A 17,706-nucleotide genomic window follows, 5' to 3' on the forward strand; every position below is an offset into this window, starting at 1 on the left:
CCATGAAGCTGCTCAGACTCGCACTCTTCACCGTCGCATCGATCGCCATGCTCATCGTCGCCGCGGGCACCGCGCACGGAGCACCCACGCCGGGCGCACCCACCCAGCGCACCACGGCGTCGGCGGACGGAACATCGATCACCACCGTCCTGCAGCACGCGACCTTCGTCGCCGCGGCCGACGGCGGACTGTCGGTGGTCGACCACTCGGGTCGGCTCGTCGACCGGGTGGCCCCCTGGGTTCCGCTGAACGGGGCTCGAATCCCGTTGCGCGCAACTGTCAGTGCCGATCGAACCAGCGCCACGTTCCACCCGCTGATCACCCCCGGGGCCCGGGACCTGATTGCGCGCGGCATGCACCCGGCCGCGACGAAGAAAGACCGCGCCTATCAGAAGATGATCTGGCACATCAACAACGGCTGGAATCGTGGCGGCGGCGTGGCGACCGCGGTCGGCGCCATCGCCGGATTGATCGTCGGCTGTCTCGTCATCGTCGGATGCATCTGGGGTGCCGGAGTGGGTGCCGCGATCGGCGCCGCCGTCGGTATCAACTCGGGCGACCCACAGGCCGGACAGGCGATCCTCACCTGGATCAACACGCCGTAGGTAGCTCTCAGTACACGTGCGCCCGCATCAACGTCACGTTGTAGGCGGCCCAGGTGGACATCGTGAAGTACAGGTCGCGGCCGCTCGACCACGGATGCAGGAAGCCGCCGTAGAGCTGAGCAAAGCGCGACGAGTGCACCAGATCCGCCGGCTCCGACCACAGTCCCTGCGGTGAGCGGGCGGTGCGCAGCACGATCGACTGGCGAAGTCCATCAAGGTAACTCAGTTGCCACCGCTGTGACGCGGCGTCGTAGCGCGCGGAGAGTTCGCCGGTGGGGCCACCGAACAGGACCGATGCGATATTGCCGTCGCGGGCCGGGACCCAGCGTCCGTCGCGCCAATACTGGTACGCGGTCTTGTTGAGCACGTGGTCCTTCGGGACCCGGGCCAACCCGATCGATCCCAGCCGCGAGTTGGGGGTACCGAACATGTAGACGTAGTCGCCCTGGGGCACCATCGACGAGACCTGGAACTGACTGGTCCCGAAGATGTTGTCCCACCGGGCATACGCGTCCTTCGTCCACGTCGAGCCGCCGTCGTCGGAGTACGCCAGTCCGCCGTAGTTGGTCAGCCACACCCCGGGGATCTCGCCCCAGGTGCGCACCGACATGTAGCTCATGTACTGCCGGTCACCGATCGCGAACCCCGACGTGGGGATCGTCGTCATCTCGATGTGATTGATGTGTCGCGCGGAGATGATTTGCGCGGCATGGCATCTGCTGTCTTGCACCATGGTGTCGATGGACAGACCGTCGGCCAGTTTACGGTCCGAGCTGAAGCCGAGCACGTTGCTGCGCCAGTCGCGCCCGTTGGCGCCCGGCGGGGTGAATCCCTTGCCGAAGGTGTCACCGAAGGCGATGGCGATCCGGCCGGGTGCCGCCTCCCACATGATGCCGAGGTCGGTGCCGTGGATCTGCCATCGCTTGTCGGTGCGGCTGGTCGATCCCTTGCCGGTCACCGTCGACACGTAGTCGACGCGGCCGACCCGCGGGGGTGCGGGCTTGGCGGCGACCGGCGCCGTGGCGACACCGGGACGCTGGGCCGGCGGTGGCGGCGGTAGTGGCGCCGGATTGGGATTGGGCACCGGGATCGGGATGTCTTTGGGCGCCGGGTCCAGGGTGATCTTGGGGAACTGGATGGATAGCGCGGGCGTGTCGGACGGCTTGGGTTTCGGCGGGTCGGTGAGGTCCGGGCACGGGTCGGTACACGGGTTCTTCGGCGGCTGCTGCGAGGGAATCCGCACCGGCGTCGGCGGTGCGGACTCGGGCATGGGTACCGGCAGAATCCGCGGATACGGCAGCGGAATCCCGATGTGGTCGGGCAGCTTCGGGATCAGATCCCGGGGGTCGAATGGCCGTGGTTTCGGCGGCGCGTCGGCGACACAGCCGGAACTCGGCAGCCAGGTCGGCTGCGCGTGACCGACCGCGGGTGTGGTCATCGAGAGCACACCCGCGGCCACGGCGGTGCTGATCAGGAGCCGTGTGGCGGTGCGCAGCAGCATAATCGTCGGAGTCCTCGCGGTCGTGGATCACGAGGAATCTATCACCGACGACGGTCCTCACAGGGTGCGCGCGATGATCTCCTTCATGATCTCGTTGGTGCCGGCGTAGATCTTCTGCACGCGGTTGTCGGCCCACATCCGTGCGATCGGGTACTCGTTCATGTAGCCGTAGCCGCCGAAGAGCTGCAGGCACTCGTCGGCCACCACCATGGCCCGATCGCTGGTCCACCACTTGGCCATGGCCACCGTGGGGATGTCGAGTGCGCCGTCGAGGTGCTTGGTGATGCAGTCGTCGACGAAGACTCGCGCGATCCGGGTTTCGGTGGCGGCCTCGGCGAGTTTGAACTTGGTGTTCTGGAACCCGAAGATCGGCCGCCCGAAGGCGGTGCGTTCCTTGGTGTAGGTGATGGTCTGGGCCACGGCGCTCTCCATGCCGGCCACCGAGGCCACTGCGATGATCAGCCGTTCCTGCGGCAGCTGCTGCATGAGCTGGACGAAGCCCTGCCCCTCCTCGGCGCCGAGCAGGTTCGACGTCGGCACCCGCACGCTGTCGAAGAACAGCTCGGAGGTGTCCTGACCGCGTTGACCGACCTTGTCGAGGACCCGTCCCCGCCGGAACCCCTCGCGTTCGGCGTCGACGAGGATCAGCGAGATGCCCTTGGCGCCCTCTGCGGTGTCCGTCTTGGCGACGACGATGATCAGGTCGGCCTGCCCGCCGTTGGTGATGAATGTTTTTGATCCGTCGATGACGTAGTCGTCGCCGTCGCGGACCGCCTTGGTCGCGACGTTCTGCAGATCCGACCCGGTGCCGGGTTCGGTCATCGCGATCGCCCCGACGACCTCGCCACTGGCCATCTTCGGCAGCCACGTCTGCTTCTGCTCTTCGGAGCCGTAGGCGAGCAGGTAGTGCGCGACGATGCCGTTGTGCAGGCTCACCCCCCACGACGAGTCGGCGATGCGGGCCTGTTCCTCGATGAGCACCGCTTCGTGCGCGAACGTGCCGCCACCTCCCCCGTACTCCTCGGGGATCGACATGCACAACAGACCGAGTTCGCCGGCCTTGGTCCACAGATCACGGTCGACGTGATGCTGCTCGATGAACTTCTCGGTGTTGGGTTTGATCTCCTTCTCACAGAAACTGCGAGCGAGATCGCGCAGTGCGGTCAGGTCATCGGTTTCCCAGGTGGAACGGTCGGCCATGCGGACACCTCGATCGTCGGGCGAATATTGTCAGCCGCGATCGTAACAGTCTTCGATGTCAAGGTTGGGCGCTGCCCGTCAGGCGTTGCCCTTCGACCACTGGCTCCACGGGATGTTCCAGTCGCCGAGGCCGTCGACGCCCGACAGCGTGGCGCCCGCCGTGTTCTTCACGACGACCGGGTCGCCGCGCAGCGTGTTACGCATGACCCAGAGCGCGTCGTCGGGGCTCAGGTTGAGGCAGCCGTGGCTGGTGTTGGTGTTGCCCTGCGCCCACACCGACCACGGCGCGGAATGGAAGAAGATGCCGCTGTAGGACATTCGCGTCGCATAGTCGACCGGGGTGCGGTAGCCGTCGGCCGAGCCGACCGGCACACCATAGGTCGACGAGTCCATGATGATGTGGTCGTGCTTGTCGGAGACCAGGTAGATCCCGTTGTCGGTCTCGGTGCCCGGCTTGCCCATCGACGTCGGCATGGACCGGATGACCTGTCCCCCGCGGTCGAACGTGACCTGCTTGGTCCGGTCGTCGGCGGTGATGATCATCGACCGGCCGATGGTGAAGTCGGTGGCGACGTTCTCCTGCCCGAACAGTCCGTCGCCGAGGTCGATCCCGTAGGTGTTGACGGCGACGTTGACCTTGGTGCCCGGCGTCCACCACTTCTCCGGACGCCACCGCACCTCGGAGTCACTGATCCAGTAGAACGCGCCCTGGACCGGCGGGTTGGTGGTGATCCGGATGGCGTCCTGGGCGGCCTGGCGATTCGGGATCGGCTCGTCGAACTTGACCGCGACCGGTTGACCGATGCCGACCGTCTCGCGCGGCGACGGCGTCAGATACGCCTGGGTGAGGTTGTTCGGTGCGCGGGTGGTGAAGGAGACCCGCTTGGTGCTCGTGCCGCCGATGCCGACCGCGTCGGCCTCGAGCGTGTAGGTGCGGTTGTAGCCGAGCGGTTCGGCGCTCGTCCACGTCGTACCGTCGTCGGAGAGCTCACCCTTGATGGGGGTGCCATCGATCTTGCCGATGCGGACCGCGGTGATCGAGCCCTCGCTGGAGCGGACGGTGATCGGGGCGCCCGGCTGGATGCCGACGGCCTTGTCGGCGAGCGGCCGATTCGCCCACTCGGTGATCGCCACACCCGGCTTGAGCATGTCGTCGAACAGGTTGGAGCTACCGACATTCTCGGAATAACTGGGTTCCTGGGAGCATGCCGTGACCATCGAGACGAGGGCGATCAGGATCGTGATGATCGCCAGCGGGGTGCGCCGCATGTTCCTCCAACCAACCAGGTGCCGCTGTGTCGCAGCCAAGTGTACGAGAAATACCGTTGGACGGGATTGTCCGACTCCGGTGTCGAGAGAGAAGAAAAGACGCTCCGCAGTGCTGCGAAGCGTCTATTCCTGCTGTGCGCCATCAGGGACTCGAACCCCGAACCCGCTGATTAAGAGTCAGCTGCTCTGCCAATTGAGCTAATGGCGCTTGGCGAACCGAGAGGAAACATTACATGACGCGTGGCCTGGAAGTGAAATCGCCTGGTCAGTGGGTGTTTTCAGCTCGGTGCGCGAGCCGAGGTCAGGCGTTGCCCTTCTTCCAGACCGCCCACGGCACGTTCCAATCGCCCAGGCCGTCGTCACCCGGAAGCGGCGGGCCCACAGTGTTTTTCGCGATCACGATGTCGCCACGCAGCGAGTGGTTGAGGAACCACTCCGCGTTCTCCGGGCTGACGTTGAGGCAACCGTTGCTCACGTCGTCGACGCCCTGATCCCCCAGGGACCACGGAGCCGAGTGGACATAGATGCCGCTGAACGAGATTCGCGTCGCATCGTCGACGACCTCGCGGTAGCCGCCGGGTGAGCCGACCGGCACACCGTAGGTCGACGAGTCCATGATCACACTCGGCTCGCGTTCGGCGACGACGTACACGCCGTTGTTGGTCGGCGTCGAATCCTTGCCCATCGACGTCGGCATGGTCTTGACCACCTTGCCGTTGACCGAGACCGTGATCTGCTTGGTCTTGTCGTCGGCGACCGACACCATGCTGCGGCCGACGGTGAAGTTGGTCGACAAGTTGTTGTCGCCGTAGACACCGTCGCCGAGATCGATGCCCTTGAGGTTGGCCTTGACGTGCACCTTGGTGCCCGGCGCCCAGAAGTGTTCGGGCCGCCACCGGACCATCGAGTCGCTGATCCAGTAGAACGCACCCGCGACCGGCGGGTCGGTGACGACGCTGATCGCGTTCTGCGCGTTGAGTTTGTTGGTGATCGGCGTGTCGAAGTTGATCGCCACCGGCTGACCGACGCCGACGGTCTCGCCATCCTCGGTGATCGTCGACGCATCGGCGAGCGAGTCCGCAAAGGCGGTGGTGAAGCCGATCTTGCTGGCACCGTTGCCATCCACACCCTTGGCCGCGGCGGTCAGGGTGTAATCCGCCCCGAAGGACAGCGACTGCTTGGACACCCAGGTGGCACCGTCGGGTGAGGTGGTGCCGGGGACGGGGCCGTCCGGGCCGGACACGACGACCGACGACAGGCTGCCGTCCTGGGCGCGGACGGTGATCGGCGCGCCGGGCATGACACCCACCGCCTTGTCCGTCATCGGCTTGTCGCGCCACCCGGTGACCGAGATGGTCGGCTGCGCGAGCGAATCGAGGCTCGGCGCATCGGTCACCTGGTCGGAGTAGCTGGGTGCCGCCGAGCAGCCGGCGATCGCACTCACCGTCACGCCCAGCATGGCAACGGCGACGGCACTGCGCCGCCGCCGGGTCTTGCGCACAACGTCTTTCACACTCACCGCACGATCTTTCGCACCACCAGGAACACCACGATCACACCGACACCGGTCAGGGCGTACTTGACCGCAGGCTTGTTCAGAGTGGCCAGAGCCCTGCTCTTGGCATCGTCGGCCAGCCGCTGCGGGTTGGCGCGATCGGCCAGTTGATCGAGAGTCTTTGCCAGGTCTTCACGCGCCCGCGCGATCTCCTGCTCGATACGCTCGGTATCGTCGGCCACAGCATTCCTCCCGGGGTAATTCGACGGCGGTCAGATGACCCCCGTTTTCGACGTTTCGAGACTACGGCATTGTAGGCCGCACCCCGACTGTGCTGGACATTCGGCACGCGGTATGACCGCAGGACAATTCGGCCGAAGCGGACAATACGTCCGCCGCGGCGACGACAACGGCGTCCGGTCATCGACTAGCCTGGCTGCTATGCCAAGCACCAAGCGATTGTCAGCCGGAGATCGTGCCCCCGCCTTCACCCTTCCCGATGCGCAGGGCAACGAGGTTTCGCTCGCCGATTACGCGGGTCGCAAGGTGATCGTGTACTTCTACCCCGCCGCGTCGACACCGGGATGCACCAAGCAGGCCTGTGATTTCCGTGACAATCTCGCCGAACTCAACGACGCCGGCCTCGATGTCATCGGGATCTCCCCCGACAAGCAGGCCAAGCTGCAGAAGTTCATCGACGCCGAGGAACTCACCTTCCCGCTCCTGAGCGATCCGGAGAAGAAGGTCCTCACCGAGTGGGGTGCGTTCGGCGAGAAGACGATGTACGGCAAGACCGTCACCGGGGTCATCCGCTCGACGTTCCTGGTCGACGCCGACGGCCTGATCGAGGTCGCGCAGTACAACGTGCGGGCGACCGGACACGTGGCCAAGCTGCGGCGCGACCTGTCGGTCTGACGTCGGCCGGAGATGACCAGGCCGATGTCGACCGAGCTCGCCGAGCCGCTGCTGCCGCGCAAGCGCCCCACGCAGGAACGGAGCAAGAAGAAGTTCTCCGCGATGCTGACCGCTGCCCGCGAGTTGCTCATCGAGGTCGGCTTCGAGTCCCTCACCTGTGAGGAAATCGCTTCGCGCGCAGAGGTTCCCATCGGCACGCTCTATCAGTACTTCGCCAACAAGTATGTGATCGTGTGCGAGCTCGACCGGCAGGACACGACCGGGGTGCGCGAAGAACTCGCCGCGTTCTCCTCCGAGATCCCGTCGCTGGAGTGGCCGCATCTGCTCGAGAAGTTCCTCGACCACCTGGCCGCACTCTGGCACGACGATCCGTCCCGGCGCGCGGTCTGGCTGGCCGTGCAGTCCACTCCCGCCACCCGCGCGACCGCGTCACAGAACGAACGTCTGCTCGCCGATCAGGTCGCGCGCATCCTGGCCCCGCTCACCGCCACGCAGCGCACGCGCCGCGAGATGATGTCGCAGGTGCTCGTGCACACCGTGTACTCGGTGCTGAGCTTCTCCGTGCAGGACAGCCACGATCACGAACTGACCGTCGCCGAACTCAAGCGGATGCTGGCCGGCTATCTCCTGCTCGAAGAGACCACCGCCGAGGGCTGACCCACCGCTCCCTGAGGAGCCCGCGAGGAACGAGCGAGCGTCACCCGCTCCCTGAGGAGCCCGCGAGGAACGAGCGAGCGTCACGAAGGGCCCGTCACCAGGCCCTTCGTGGCTCGGCTGGCGCCTAGCTTCCTTCGAGGATCGCCACCGCGGCGGCGCTGTCGCCGTCGTGGGTCAGCGAGATGTGCAGCTTGGTGTCGGCGAGGATCTCGCCGATCTCACCGGCCAACCGGATGGCCGGACGGCCCCAGTTGTCGGTGACGACCTCGATGTCGCTGTGCCGGATCAGCGGCAGCAGTGGCGATCGCGAGAACCGGCTCACCGACCACGCCTTCACCACGGCTTCCTTGGCGGCCCACCGCGCGGCCAGGTGACGGGCCTCGTCACCGGTACCGGCAGCGGCGTCGCGACGCTCACGCGTGGTGAAGCGATCACCGAACGTGGTGCCCGGCTGCTTCAACTGATCGGCGAACTCCGGGATCGACACGATATCGATCCCCACACCCAACACACTCATCTGATTATTAGACCCTGACTCCGTTGAACTCTGCTCGGCTATCCCGTGACTCATTGCGCCGCACCGGCACTGTCGTAACTACCCTCGGCACCCAGACGCACCGCCGGATCAAGCAGCAGCCCGGCCTCGGCGTCGTGCTCGTCGACCGCTTCGTCGAAGCGACGGTTCGGCGGGCGCTTGTAGGCCGGCTCGACTCCGCACATGGCCTCCAGCAGACGCTGGCTGCCCGTGCGGGCCCGCTCCGCCGACGCGACGCGGTATGCGTCGGCCTCCGCCGAATCCAGGGTCGCGACAAACGCTTCCGGATGGACGACGGCGATGAGGCCGGACACGTGACCGAAGCCGAGGCTGGTCAGCAGACCCGCCTTGAGCGGGAACCGCCCACCGAGTTGCAGCGTCTCACGCGCCCACACCAGGTGCGGGTACTCGGCCATCTTCTCGTCGACGCAGTCCAGGCTCCGGTTCGGCGGAATGACGCCGTCGCGCAACACCTGGCACAGTCCGATCAGCTGGAAGGCCGCGGCACCGCCCTTGGCGTGACCGGTCAGCGACTTCTGGCTCACCACGAACATCGGTGCACCGTCGCCGCGGCCGATCGCCGTCGCGAGCCGCTCGTGCAGCTCGGACTCGTTCGGGTCGTTGGCCTTGGTCGAGGTGTCGTGCTTGGAGATCACCGCGACGTCGTCGGCGCTGACACCGAGCGCGTTGAGAGCCAACGCCATCGGCGAGTCCTGCGCGCCGCGGGCGGCACCCAGGGCACCCAGGCCGGGGGCCGGGATGGAGGTGTGCACACCGTCGCCGAAGCTCTGCGCCCAGGCGACCACGCCGAGAACCGGCAGGCCCATCTGCGCGGCCACGTCACCACGGGCGAGCAGAATCGTTCCGCCACCGGCGGATTCGACGAAGCCACCGCGTCGGCGATCGTTGGCCCGCGAGAAGCGGCGTTCGTCGATGCCGCGTGCGGTCATCTTCGCCGACTCCGCGGTCGCGGACATGTCACCGAATCCGACGATGCCCTCGATGCCGAGATCGTCGAAGCCGCCGGCCACCGCGAACAGCGCCTTGCCGAGACGGATCTTGTCGACCCCCTCCTCGACCGAGACCGCCGCCGTGGCGCAGGCCGCGACCGGGTGGATCATCGCACCATAGCTACCGACGTAGGACTGGACGACGTGTGCCGCAACAACGTTCGGCAACGCCTCCTGCAGGATGTCGTTCGCCTTGGACTCACCGAGCAGCGTGTTGATGTAGAGCTCTCGCATCGACGTCATGCCACCCATACCGGTGCCCTGGGTGTTGGCCACCAGGCCGGGGTGCACCCACCGCATCAGTTCGCTCGGGGTGAAGCCCGAGGTGAGGAACGCGTCGACAGTCGCGACCAGGTTCCACAGGGCGACCCGGTCGATCGACTCGGCCATGTCGGGCGAGACGCCCCAACGGGTCGGGTCGAAGCCGGTCGGGATCTGACCGCCGACCGTGCGCGACATCGAGAACTGTCGGGGAACCCGGATTTCCGTGCCGGCCAGGCGGGTGACCTGCCAGTCGCCGGTCTCCGTGTTCTCCACCACGCGCGTCTTCTCCGGATTCGCCGCGGCGAAGGCCCGGGCCTCGGCCTCGGAACTCACGGTGAAGGTGAGCTCGTCGTCGAGGAAGACCGAGGTGAGCAGCGGCGCAGTGTTGTCCACCATCGCGCCCTCGTCGGCGTAGCGACGGATACCGCAGCGCGACACGACCTCGTCGTGGTAGCGCTCGGCGATCTCGCTCTCCGGCACCGGGTCACCGGATTCGGTGTCATACCAACCGGCCTTGGGCGCAGTGTCCCAGTGGATCAGTCCGGTGTTCCAGGCCAGCTCTACAACGCCTGCGGCCGAGAGCTTTTCGTCGACCTCCATCTCGAAGCGGGTGCGCGACGAACCGTACGGTCCGAGCTCACCGGCACCGACGATGACCACCAGATCCTCCGGGCGAGCGTCGAGCGACGGCCACGCCGGGGTGTTGACGGCCTTCGGTGCACGCGCCGGCGGCGGCAGTGCCGCAACGGTTTCCGCTGCTTGCGCGGCCTCCTCGGACTCGGCCTCGGCAGCCTCGGCCGCCGCAGCGCCCAGCGCCTTGAGGTCGATGGACGGATCGAGACCACCGGTGAAGTCGGCGACGAGCGGCTTGGTCCGCGCCTGCGCCCGCTGTTCGGGGGTGCACAGGCCCAGCAGGTTCGCCGCCATCTCCTCGGTGCTCCAGGTCCGGACACCGGCCGCCTCGACCGCGTCGACCATGCCGTCGTTGTGGCCCATCAGACCGGTACCGCGCACCCAACCGATGAGGCCGTGGGCGAGGGTGGTCTTGGTGTTCCAGGAGTCCTCGGCGCCCCATCGGGTGACGAGCGCGTCCAGCGACGCCTTCGACTCACCGTAGGCACCGTCGCCGCCGAACATGCCGCGGTTCGGTGAACCGGGCAGCACGACGTGCATACGGGCCGCGATGTCGTGATCGGAGTGCAGCTCGCCGAGACCGGCGATCAGCCGCTCGACCGACCACAGCAAGACCTTCATCTCCATCTCGGCGCGCGCGCCGGCGTCGGTGAGGTCACCCGCGACACGCGGTGCCGCGAACGGGAACAACATGGTGGGCTTCATCGCCGGCTTGGTGACCGCCGTGGTGCCACCGAGGTTCTCGGTCTGCTCGGCACCGATCCACTCGACCAGTTCGTCGACGTCGGCGTAGGCCGCCATGTTGGCCGGCGCGACCCAGAGGGCCGCGTCGAAGCGTGCACTCTCGCGGTACAGCTTCTTGTACATCGCCAACTTGGCCGAGTCCAGCTTGGAGGTGGTCGCGACGACGGTCGCGCCGCCGGCCAGCAGTCCGGCGATGATGCCCGAGGCGATCGAGCCCTTACCGGCACCGGTGACGACGGCGATCTCGTCGGCCCACTGTCCGGCCCCGGGAACCTCGGCCGCAGCCGCGATACCACCGAAAAGCCTTGCGTGGACGGCATTTCCGGCTGCGAGCGCCTTGCCCTGCCACCAGGTGGCGTGCTCGGCGACGGTCTTACCGGCACCTTCGAAGCGGGCGACGAGCTTGTCGTGATCGGTGTCGAGGTCGGACTCATCGGACAGCCAGATGCGGACCAGGTCCTCACGTGCGGTGGCCCAGCGATCGTCGACGAGCACCACCTTGTTGGCGTCGAAGGCCGGTGCGACGGTCCGCGCCCAGTCCGATCCGAGTTCGGCGCTGACCAGTTCCGCGAGTGCGGCATTCGGGTCGTCGGCGAGCTCCGCGGTCTGCGCGGCCTCGGCGAGGCCGAGCTTCTCCAGCACGGTGTAGGCGGCCGACGCGAGGGCGCCGGAGCGACCGGTGATCGCCTCGGTGAACTCGCCGAGCGCGGCGGCGTCGACGGTTCCGCCGGCACCACCCTCGGCGGCCGGCTTGGCCACCGAGATGCCGCGCGCGGCACCGACGGAGGCGACCGCGCGGTCGATCAGCGCGTCGAGGGCATCCGCGTTGGCCAGCGGGCCGTCGAGCAGGTTGCCCAGATCCTCGCCGCGGACGCTGGCACCGTCGCGGGTGCCGAGAGCGAGTGCGACGACGGTGTGCAGGCCCCACCCGGCACCGAGCTGCCACACGCCGGTGACGCGATCGGTGATGTAGGACTGACGCTTGCCGACCGGGCCCAGGATCTTGCGGACCTGGTCGCCGACGGCGTCGGTGAGCACCGGGCCGAGCGGCTTGTAGCCGCGGGCCAGGGTGGAGACCGTCGACGACAGGGCATTCATGTCGGCTTCGGCGGCACCGTCGATGGCGCCGAGGCCGAGCTCGCCGCCGATGTCGAGGAGCAGCTGATTGCGTCGCGAGGACACGCCGTCGCACAGGGCCTCGATGGTGTCGGCCGAACCGATCTGGTCGGTCCGCATCTTGGTCCACAGTGCGATCACGGACTTGACCGCGTCGGCCGGGCCGAACGCGATGTCGTCCGGGCGCGGTCCGGCAGCGGCTGCGGGAGCCGGGGCCGGTGCGGCGGCCGGAGCCGCTGCGGCAGCCGCCGGAGCCGCGGCCTCGGCAGCGGGTGCCTCGGCGGCGTCGTCGGCCTCGTCCTCGGGTTCGGGACCGGAGTCCTTGGCCAGGATGGCGTCGGTGTCGCGCTCCACGTTGAGGACCTCGGTGGTGGCCGAGGCGTAGTCGTCGAGCTTGAGCGTGTTGGACGCCAGACCCGACAGCGTCGGCGCACCCTTCAGACCGATCTCGACGAACCGCTGGATGCCCAGCCCGTCACGCTCGGTGCCCGCGAAGAGCAGTTCCTGGGTCTCGATCCAGCGGACCGGGCTGGCGAACTGCCAGGCCAGGAGCTCGATGAGAATCACCCGGAGCAGCTCGCTCGGCTTGGCCGCCCAGGAATCCCAGTCGGCCAGAACCGCATTCAGCGGATCCGAGGGGACGAGTGCGGCGATCTCCTCGACGAACTGGCGCTCGAGGTTGAACAGCTGCGGCACCAGGTTCGGGATGTAGCGACCGACGAGGATGTCCGGATCGATGTGCTCGGGCAGCAGATCCTCGAGCTTGGAGCGGAACTCCGGCACGCCGGCGCGCAGCACGGTGGAGTGGAACGGCACGTCGATACCCGGGACGATGATGAACGACCGCTTGCCGCCGAACTCCAGACGACGACGCTCGATCTCCTCTTCGAGGTGCTCGAGGCCGCGGACGGTGCCGGCGATGGCGTACTGCGAACCCAGGAGGTTGAGGTTGACGACTTCTAGAAACTCATCGCACGAGGCGCCAATATTCTTGACGAAGTCGGTGACCTCGTCGTCGGCCAGACCGAACTGGCTGGGGCGGATGGCGGCCATCCGATAGTCGCTGCGGCCCTTGGCATCTCGCGGCACGAGGTGGTGCATGGCCGATCCGCGCTGGAAGACGACCTCGAGGACGGCCTCGAGCGGCAGCACCCCGGCGCACGCGGCGAGCGCGTTGTACTCACCGACGGAGTGACCACACGTGATCGCACCCTCGACGAAGCCACCGGACTCCTTGAGCTCGGCGATCTGCGCGACGCCCAGGGTCGCCATCGCGACCTGGGTGAACTGCGTCAGGTAGAGCACGCCGTCCGGGTGGTGGTAGGTCTCACCGTTGGCGACCAGGGTGGTCGGGTTGTCGCGGACCACGGCCAGGATCGAGAAGCCCAGCGCGGCACGGGTGTGCTTGTCGGCACGGTCCCAGATCTCGCGTGCGGCCTTGGACCGCGAGCGGGCGTCGAGGCCCATGCCCTTGCTCTGGATGCCCTGGCCGGGGAAGGCGTAGACGGTGCGGGGGGCGGCCAGCAGACCGGTCGCGGCCATCACCAGGTTGTCGCCGACCTTGGCGGTGACCTCGACGACCTCACGGCCTGCGTCGAGACCGACGCGGTCGACCCGCACGGTGATCGAGTCGCCGGTGCGGACCATGCCCAGGTAGCGGGCGGTCCAGCCGAGCAGCGGGCGCGGCGACGGGATCGGGCGCTTGCTGTCGGTGGCGGTGGCGACCTGCTGCGCGGCGGCCGAGAGCCACATGCCGTGCACGATCGGATCACCGAGGCCGGCCAGTTTGGCGGCGTTGGCGTCGACGTGGATCGGGTTGCGGTCACCGGACACCGCGGCGAAGCCGGTCATCCGGCTCGGGGCGGTGATGGTGGCCTGGCGCACCAGCTTCCGGGTGGCGGACTGCTCGTCGGCGGCTGCGCCACCGGCACGCACCGGGTCGGTCAGTTCGGCCGAGCCGAGTCGACCGCGGATCGCGAAACGCTCGTCGAGCGTGGCGATCGGGCCGTGGGGTCCGGCCACCTCGACGGTGACCTCGACAACGCGGCCCACATCGGCGTCGTGGACGCCGCCGTTCTTCGCGGCAACAGTGAGTTCGGTTGCCGTCGTGGGGATTTCGCCGACGATCTGAATCGCGTGATCGAGGTGGACCAGGTCGAGCAGACCTTCCACGACCGGGCTGCCGTCCTCGGTGCGGGCGGCACCGATGACACTGAAGACACTCGGCCAGGATGCGCCGACGAGGGTGTCGGGTACCGCGAAGCCGAACGGTTCGGTCGGCGTGGTGGGCTGCAGATGCGACGGCAGCGTGTAGCCGGTGACCGCGGCGTGATCGGCGACGCTGTCCGGGTCCCACGCCACCGTGGTGACCGAGACACCGTCGGTGACCTCGGCGAGGCTGCCGCCGGCCGCGACGGTGAGGATCTCCCGCATGGCGGTGCTGGCCTCGTCGAGACCGACGCGCGGGACGCCGCCGTCGACGAGGGTGGCGTCGGTATGCAGCGGGATGCGGACGGTGGCGCCGGAGATCGGCGTCACCAGGTCGAAGCGGTTGTCGGCGACCTTCTCCAGCACCGAGCCGGACGGCTCGTGCTCGGCCCGATTCTCCTCGACGAGCTGCCACTTGTCGCGATCACCCAGCAGCACAATGGGACTGCGGACGATACGGCCGACCCATTCGACGTCGTCGGCCTCGATGACCGAGACGAGCTCGCCGCTGCCGTCGATCAGATCGGTCTGCTTGCGGGTTGCCACGGCGACCGAGTCGGTGCCGGCGCCCTGCAGGTCGGTGACGACCTGCGCCTCGAAGCGATCGAGCAGTTCGCCGACCGGCTCGTCGACGCGGGTGATGCCGGCGACGGCCACGGTGCCCGGGATGATGCACACCGCGTCGGCGGGATAGCGCGCGTCGTGGGCCTGCCACAGCGAGTCACTGCGCCACCAGCGACGCACGTCCTTGTCGATGACCGGCACGAAGTTGACCGGCTTGCCCGGGGTGCGGCACAGCTCGAGGAAGAACGAGACGTCGGCGGGGTGCAGCACGTCGGTCTCGATCTCGGGGTAGACCGAGCCGATCGCGTCGATGGCCGCGTGCGGGTCCTCGATGCTGGCGAGGTCGGCGAACATCGTCGGGATCTCGCCCGAGTCGACCGGGCTCATACGGGCCTCGGTGCGCTGCAGCATGTCGACGAAGCGCTGCTTCCAGGTGATGTCGGCCCACGGGTACGCCTCACCGTCGGCGCTGCCGACCGCGAGGGTCGCATAGCGATCGAGCCAGGCGCGGTAGGTCATGTCGGCGACGTCGCCGAAGTACGGCTTGGCGGTGTCGGCCATCGCGGCGATGATCTCGTCGCGTCGTTCGGCGACCGCATCGCCGTCACCGGCGACCTCGTCGAGGATGCGGCCGCACCGCGAGGCGGTGTTGTCGATCTCGTGGATGTCGGCGCCGAGCTGGCTGCGCCCGGAGGCCATGCCGGCGGTGGCGTGACCCGCGCCGATCCATTCGTCGCACCCGACGGTGTCGACGAGCAGCTGCTTGACCGCGGGGGCGGTGGTGGCTTCCTTCGCGGCCATCGCGGCGGTGCCGACGAGGATGCCGTCGAGCGGCATCGCCGGGTAGCCGTACGCGGACGACCATGCGCCGGTGAGGTATTCGCTGGCACGCTCGGGCGTACCGATGCCACCACCGACCGCGATGACGACGTTCGGGCGGGCGCGGAGTTCGCCGTAGGTGGCGATCAGCAGGTCGTCGAGGTCCTCCCACGAGTGGTGGCCACCCGCGCGGCCGCCCTCGATCTGGACGATGACGGGATGGTGCGGGACCTCGGCGGCGATCCGGATCACGGCCCGGATCTGCTCGACGGTGCCCGGCTTGAACGCGACGTAACGCAGACCGGCTTCGACGAACTCGTCGACCAGTGCGACGGCGTCCTCGAGTTCGGGGATGCCGGCCGAGACGACGACGCCGTCGATCGGGGCGCCCTGCGCGCGGGCCTTCTGCACCAGGCGCTTACCGCCCAGCTGCAGCTTCCACAGGTACGGGTCGAGGAACAGCGAGTTGAACTGTGCCTGCCGGCCGTCATCAAGGAGGTCGGTGAGCTTGGCGACGTTGTCGGCGAAGATCGCCTCGGTGACCTGTCCGCCACCGGCGAGCTCGGCCCAGTGGCCGGCATTGGCGGCGGCGGCAACGATGGCCGGGTCGACGGTGGTCGGGGTCATGCCGGCGAGCAGCATGGGCGAACGGCCGGTCAGACGGGTGAACGGGGTGTCGACGACGGTGCGGCCGCCCGGCAGGGTGACCAGGCTCGGGGTGAACTCGGTCCACTTGCGGTCGACCTCGGGCACGCCGCCGGGGCTGAACAGGTTGCGCTGTCCGACGCGCAGTGCGGCCGGCACCAGGCCGACGCCCTGTCCGCGAACCAGCGAGGAGGTCAGACGGGTGGCGAGATCGCCGGGACCGAAGTCGAGGACCCACTTCGCGCCGGCCTCGACGACGCCGTCGACGGTGGCGACCCAGTCGACCGGATCGACGAGGATGTCGGTCGCGTGCTTGACGGCGACGTCACGGTCGATGCCGCATTCGGAGGCCCACTGCCCCACCAGTTCCACGCCCTCGACCATGCCGGGGTGATGGAAGGCGACGCTGACGTTGAGGTGATCGAACTTCGGCGCGAACGGTGCACCACCGGTGAGCTTGCGCTTGCGCTGATCGGCCTCGTCCGCGGCGATGCGCTCGCACAGGGCGACGAAGGCGGCCAGGTGGCGGGGAGCACCGGAGAGGGCGACCGAGCGGCGACCGTTGCGGATGGCGATGACCGGCGCGGTGACCTGCTCGGCCTCGCTCAGGCCGGCGCGGTACTCGGCGAGGATCTCCTCGATCCGTGCGGGGTTGGCGGTGATGGCGAGCATCGGGGTGCCCTCGGTGCTCGCCGCGAGACCGCGACGACGAGCGACCAGCGTGCCGGCGGCGCCGATGAGCTGCGCGATGGCCAGCAGCAGACCCTGACCGGCTTCGGCAGCGTCCTCGTCGATCCCGATGGCGTGGGTGGCGAGCGAGCCCTGCGAGTGACCGATGACTGCCGTCGGGGAGATCGCGGCGGTGTCGAGGCCCTGCTTCTTGAGTGCCTCGATCGCGGCGATCTGGGTGAGGAGCACGCCGGGACCCGAGCGGGTGAAGTCGGCGAGTTCGGTGTCGGACGGGACGGGTTCCCCGGCGTCGAGCTCACGGACCCAGCTCAGCGGATGGAACCCGTCGCCACCGGCGATGGTCAGCTGATCGGCGACCGGATCGATGGTGTGCTCGGCCGCGGCGACGACCTTCGCGATCCGATGCTCGAGATCGGCGTCGACCACCAATTCGGCCAGGGTGGGCAGCCACGGCGATCCCTGTCCGCCGAAGCTGATGGCGTAGGGCTCGCCGGCGGCGAGACGATCGATCAAGGTGGTGGTGGGGCGGTCCTTGCGGGCGCCCTGAGCTCCTGGACGGTATTGGTCGACGGTCACGGGGTCTCCTCTGATCTCGACGGGCCAAGCGGGGAGGTGGCCCATCGGGGTTGTGGGGCTTGCGGCACAGGCGCACGGAAGCGCCCGTTGGAGGTCTCTCGTACGGGGTTTTGCGTTGAGGGGTCGGCAGTGCGGCGTCAGGCTGGCACACTTGCTGAACACACCTGCCGCACAATGCTTTTGGCGACATGCGCACTCAACTTCGAGTACGGGCTCGGTGTGAACGTGCACCAATAATGGCATAGAGAAATGAGGTTTTC

10 protein-coding genes and 1 tRNA gene are annotated in these 17,706 nt (G+C 68.0%); 3 read left to right on the top strand and 8 right to left on the bottom strand.

Annotation, left to right across the window (positions count from 1 at the left end):
• The first annotated feature begins 2 nt into the window (after positions 1 to 2).
• Complete coding sequence (locus AAFP30_RS21825; protein ID WP_419232116.1) at positions 3 to 605, top strand: hypothetical protein; 603 nt, start codon at positions 3 to 5, stop codon at positions 603 to 605.
• A gap of 7 nt (positions 606 to 612) precedes the next feature.
• Here AAFP30_RS21825 and AAFP30_RS21830 read toward each other — a convergent pair whose 3' ends face one another.
• From AAFP30_RS21830 to AAFP30_RS21855, 6 genes are all read right to left on the bottom strand, one after another.
• Positions 613 to 2,043 (bottom strand): DUF4185 domain-containing protein, encoded by a 1,431-nt coding sequence (locus tag AAFP30_RS21830; RefSeq protein WP_419232178.1) that lies wholly within the window; start codon positions 2,041 to 2,043, stop codon positions 613 to 615.
• A 120-nt stretch (positions 2,044 to 2,163) separates the two neighbouring features.
• Positions 2,164 to 3,306, bottom strand: coding sequence for an acyl-CoA dehydrogenase family protein (locus AAFP30_RS21835; protein ID WP_419232117.1), 1,143 nt, complete (start codon positions 3,304 to 3,306; stop codon positions 2,164 to 2,166).
• Between the two features lie 78 nt (positions 3,307 to 3,384).
• On the bottom strand, positions 3,385 to 4,575 hold the full coding sequence (locus AAFP30_RS21840) for a L,D-transpeptidase (RefSeq protein WP_419232118.1): 1,191 nt from the start codon (positions 4,573 to 4,575) through the stop codon (positions 3,385 to 3,387).
• 135 nt (positions 4,576 to 4,710) lie between these two features.
• Positions 4,711 to 4,783: transfer RNA gene (locus AAFP30_RS21845), tRNA-Lys, on the bottom strand.
• A 93-nt stretch (positions 4,784 to 4,876) separates the two neighbouring features.
• Positions 4,877 to 6,034 carry a L,D-transpeptidase gene (locus AAFP30_RS21850; protein WP_419232179.1) on the bottom strand — a complete coding sequence of 386 codons (1,158 nt, stop codon included), beginning with the start codon at positions 6,032 to 6,034 and terminating at the stop codon, positions 4,877 to 4,879.
• A 56-nt stretch (positions 6,035 to 6,090) separates the two neighbouring features.
• Positions 6,091 to 6,312: a DUF3618 domain-containing protein gene (locus AAFP30_RS21855; RefSeq protein WP_419232119.1), complete on the bottom strand. Its 222-nt coding sequence runs from the start codon at positions 6,310 to 6,312 to the stop codon at positions 6,091 to 6,093.
• Between the two features lie 199 nt (positions 6,313 to 6,511).
• Between AAFP30_RS21855 and bcp the strand changes: the two genes are divergently transcribed.
• Both bcp and AAFP30_RS21865 read left to right on the top strand, forming a co-directional pair.
• A complete protein-coding gene (gene bcp / locus AAFP30_RS21860; protein ID WP_419232120.1) occupies positions 6,512 to 6,985 on the top strand; it encodes a thioredoxin-dependent thiol peroxidase in 474 nt (157 codons plus the stop codon).
• A 24-nt stretch (positions 6,986 to 7,009) separates the two neighbouring features.
• A complete protein-coding gene (locus AAFP30_RS21865; protein WP_419232121.1) occupies positions 7,010 to 7,642 on the top strand; it encodes a TetR/AcrR family transcriptional regulator in 633 nt (210 codons plus the stop codon).
• A 124-nt stretch (positions 7,643 to 7,766) separates the two neighbouring features.
• Here the strand turns inward: AAFP30_RS21865 and AAFP30_RS21870 are convergent, their stop codons facing one another.
• Complete coding sequence (locus tag AAFP30_RS21870; RefSeq protein ID WP_419232122.1) at positions 7,767 to 8,159, bottom strand: holo-ACP synthase; 393 nt, start codon at positions 8,157 to 8,159, stop codon at positions 7,767 to 7,769.
• A gap of 50 nt (positions 8,160 to 8,209) precedes the next feature.
• Positions 8,210 to 17,446, bottom strand: a complete 9,237-nt coding sequence (locus AAFP30_RS21875; protein ID WP_419232123.1) for a fatty acid synthase subunit beta domain-containing protein — start codon at positions 17,444 to 17,446, stop codon at positions 8,210 to 8,212.
• Between the last annotated feature and the right edge of the window lie 260 nt (positions 17,447 to 17,706).

It is taken from the genome of Gordonia sp. CPCC 205515 (assembly GCF_048537925.1).
Taxonomy (GTDB): domain Bacteria; phylum Actinomycetota; class Actinomycetes; order Mycobacteriales; family Mycobacteriaceae; genus Gordonia.

Bases quoted from the DNA above. Each gene is read 5' to 3' on its own strand.
- AAFP30_RS21825 (WP_419232116.1), top strand. From the start codon at position 3: ATGAAGCTGCTCAGACTCGCACTCTTCACCGTCGCATCGATCGCCATG.
- AAFP30_RS21830 (WP_419232178.1), bottom strand. From the start codon at position 2,043: ATGACCACACCCGCGGTCGGTCACGCGCAGCCGACCTGGCTGCCGAGT.
- AAFP30_RS21835 (WP_419232117.1), bottom strand. From the start codon at position 3,306: ATGGCCGACCGTTCCACCTGGGAAACCGATGACCTGACCGCACTGCGC.
- AAFP30_RS21840 (WP_419232118.1), bottom strand. From the start codon at position 4,575: ATGCGGCGCACCCCGCTGGCGATCATCACGATCCTGATCGCCCTCGTC.
- AAFP30_RS21850 (WP_419232179.1), bottom strand. From the start codon at position 6,034: ATGCTGGGCGTGACGGTGAGTGCGATCGCCGGCTGCTCGGCGGCACCC.
- bcp (WP_419232120.1), top strand. From the start codon at position 6,512: ATGCCAAGCACCAAGCGATTGTCAGCCGGAGATCGTGCCCCCGCCTTC.
- AAFP30_RS21865 (WP_419232121.1), top strand. From the start codon at position 7,010: ATGTCGACCGAGCTCGCCGAGCCGCTGCTGCCGCGCAAGCGCCCCACG.
- AAFP30_RS21870 (WP_419232122.1), bottom strand. From the start codon at position 8,159: ATGAGTGTGTTGGGTGTGGGGATCGATATCGTGTCGATCCCGGAGTTC.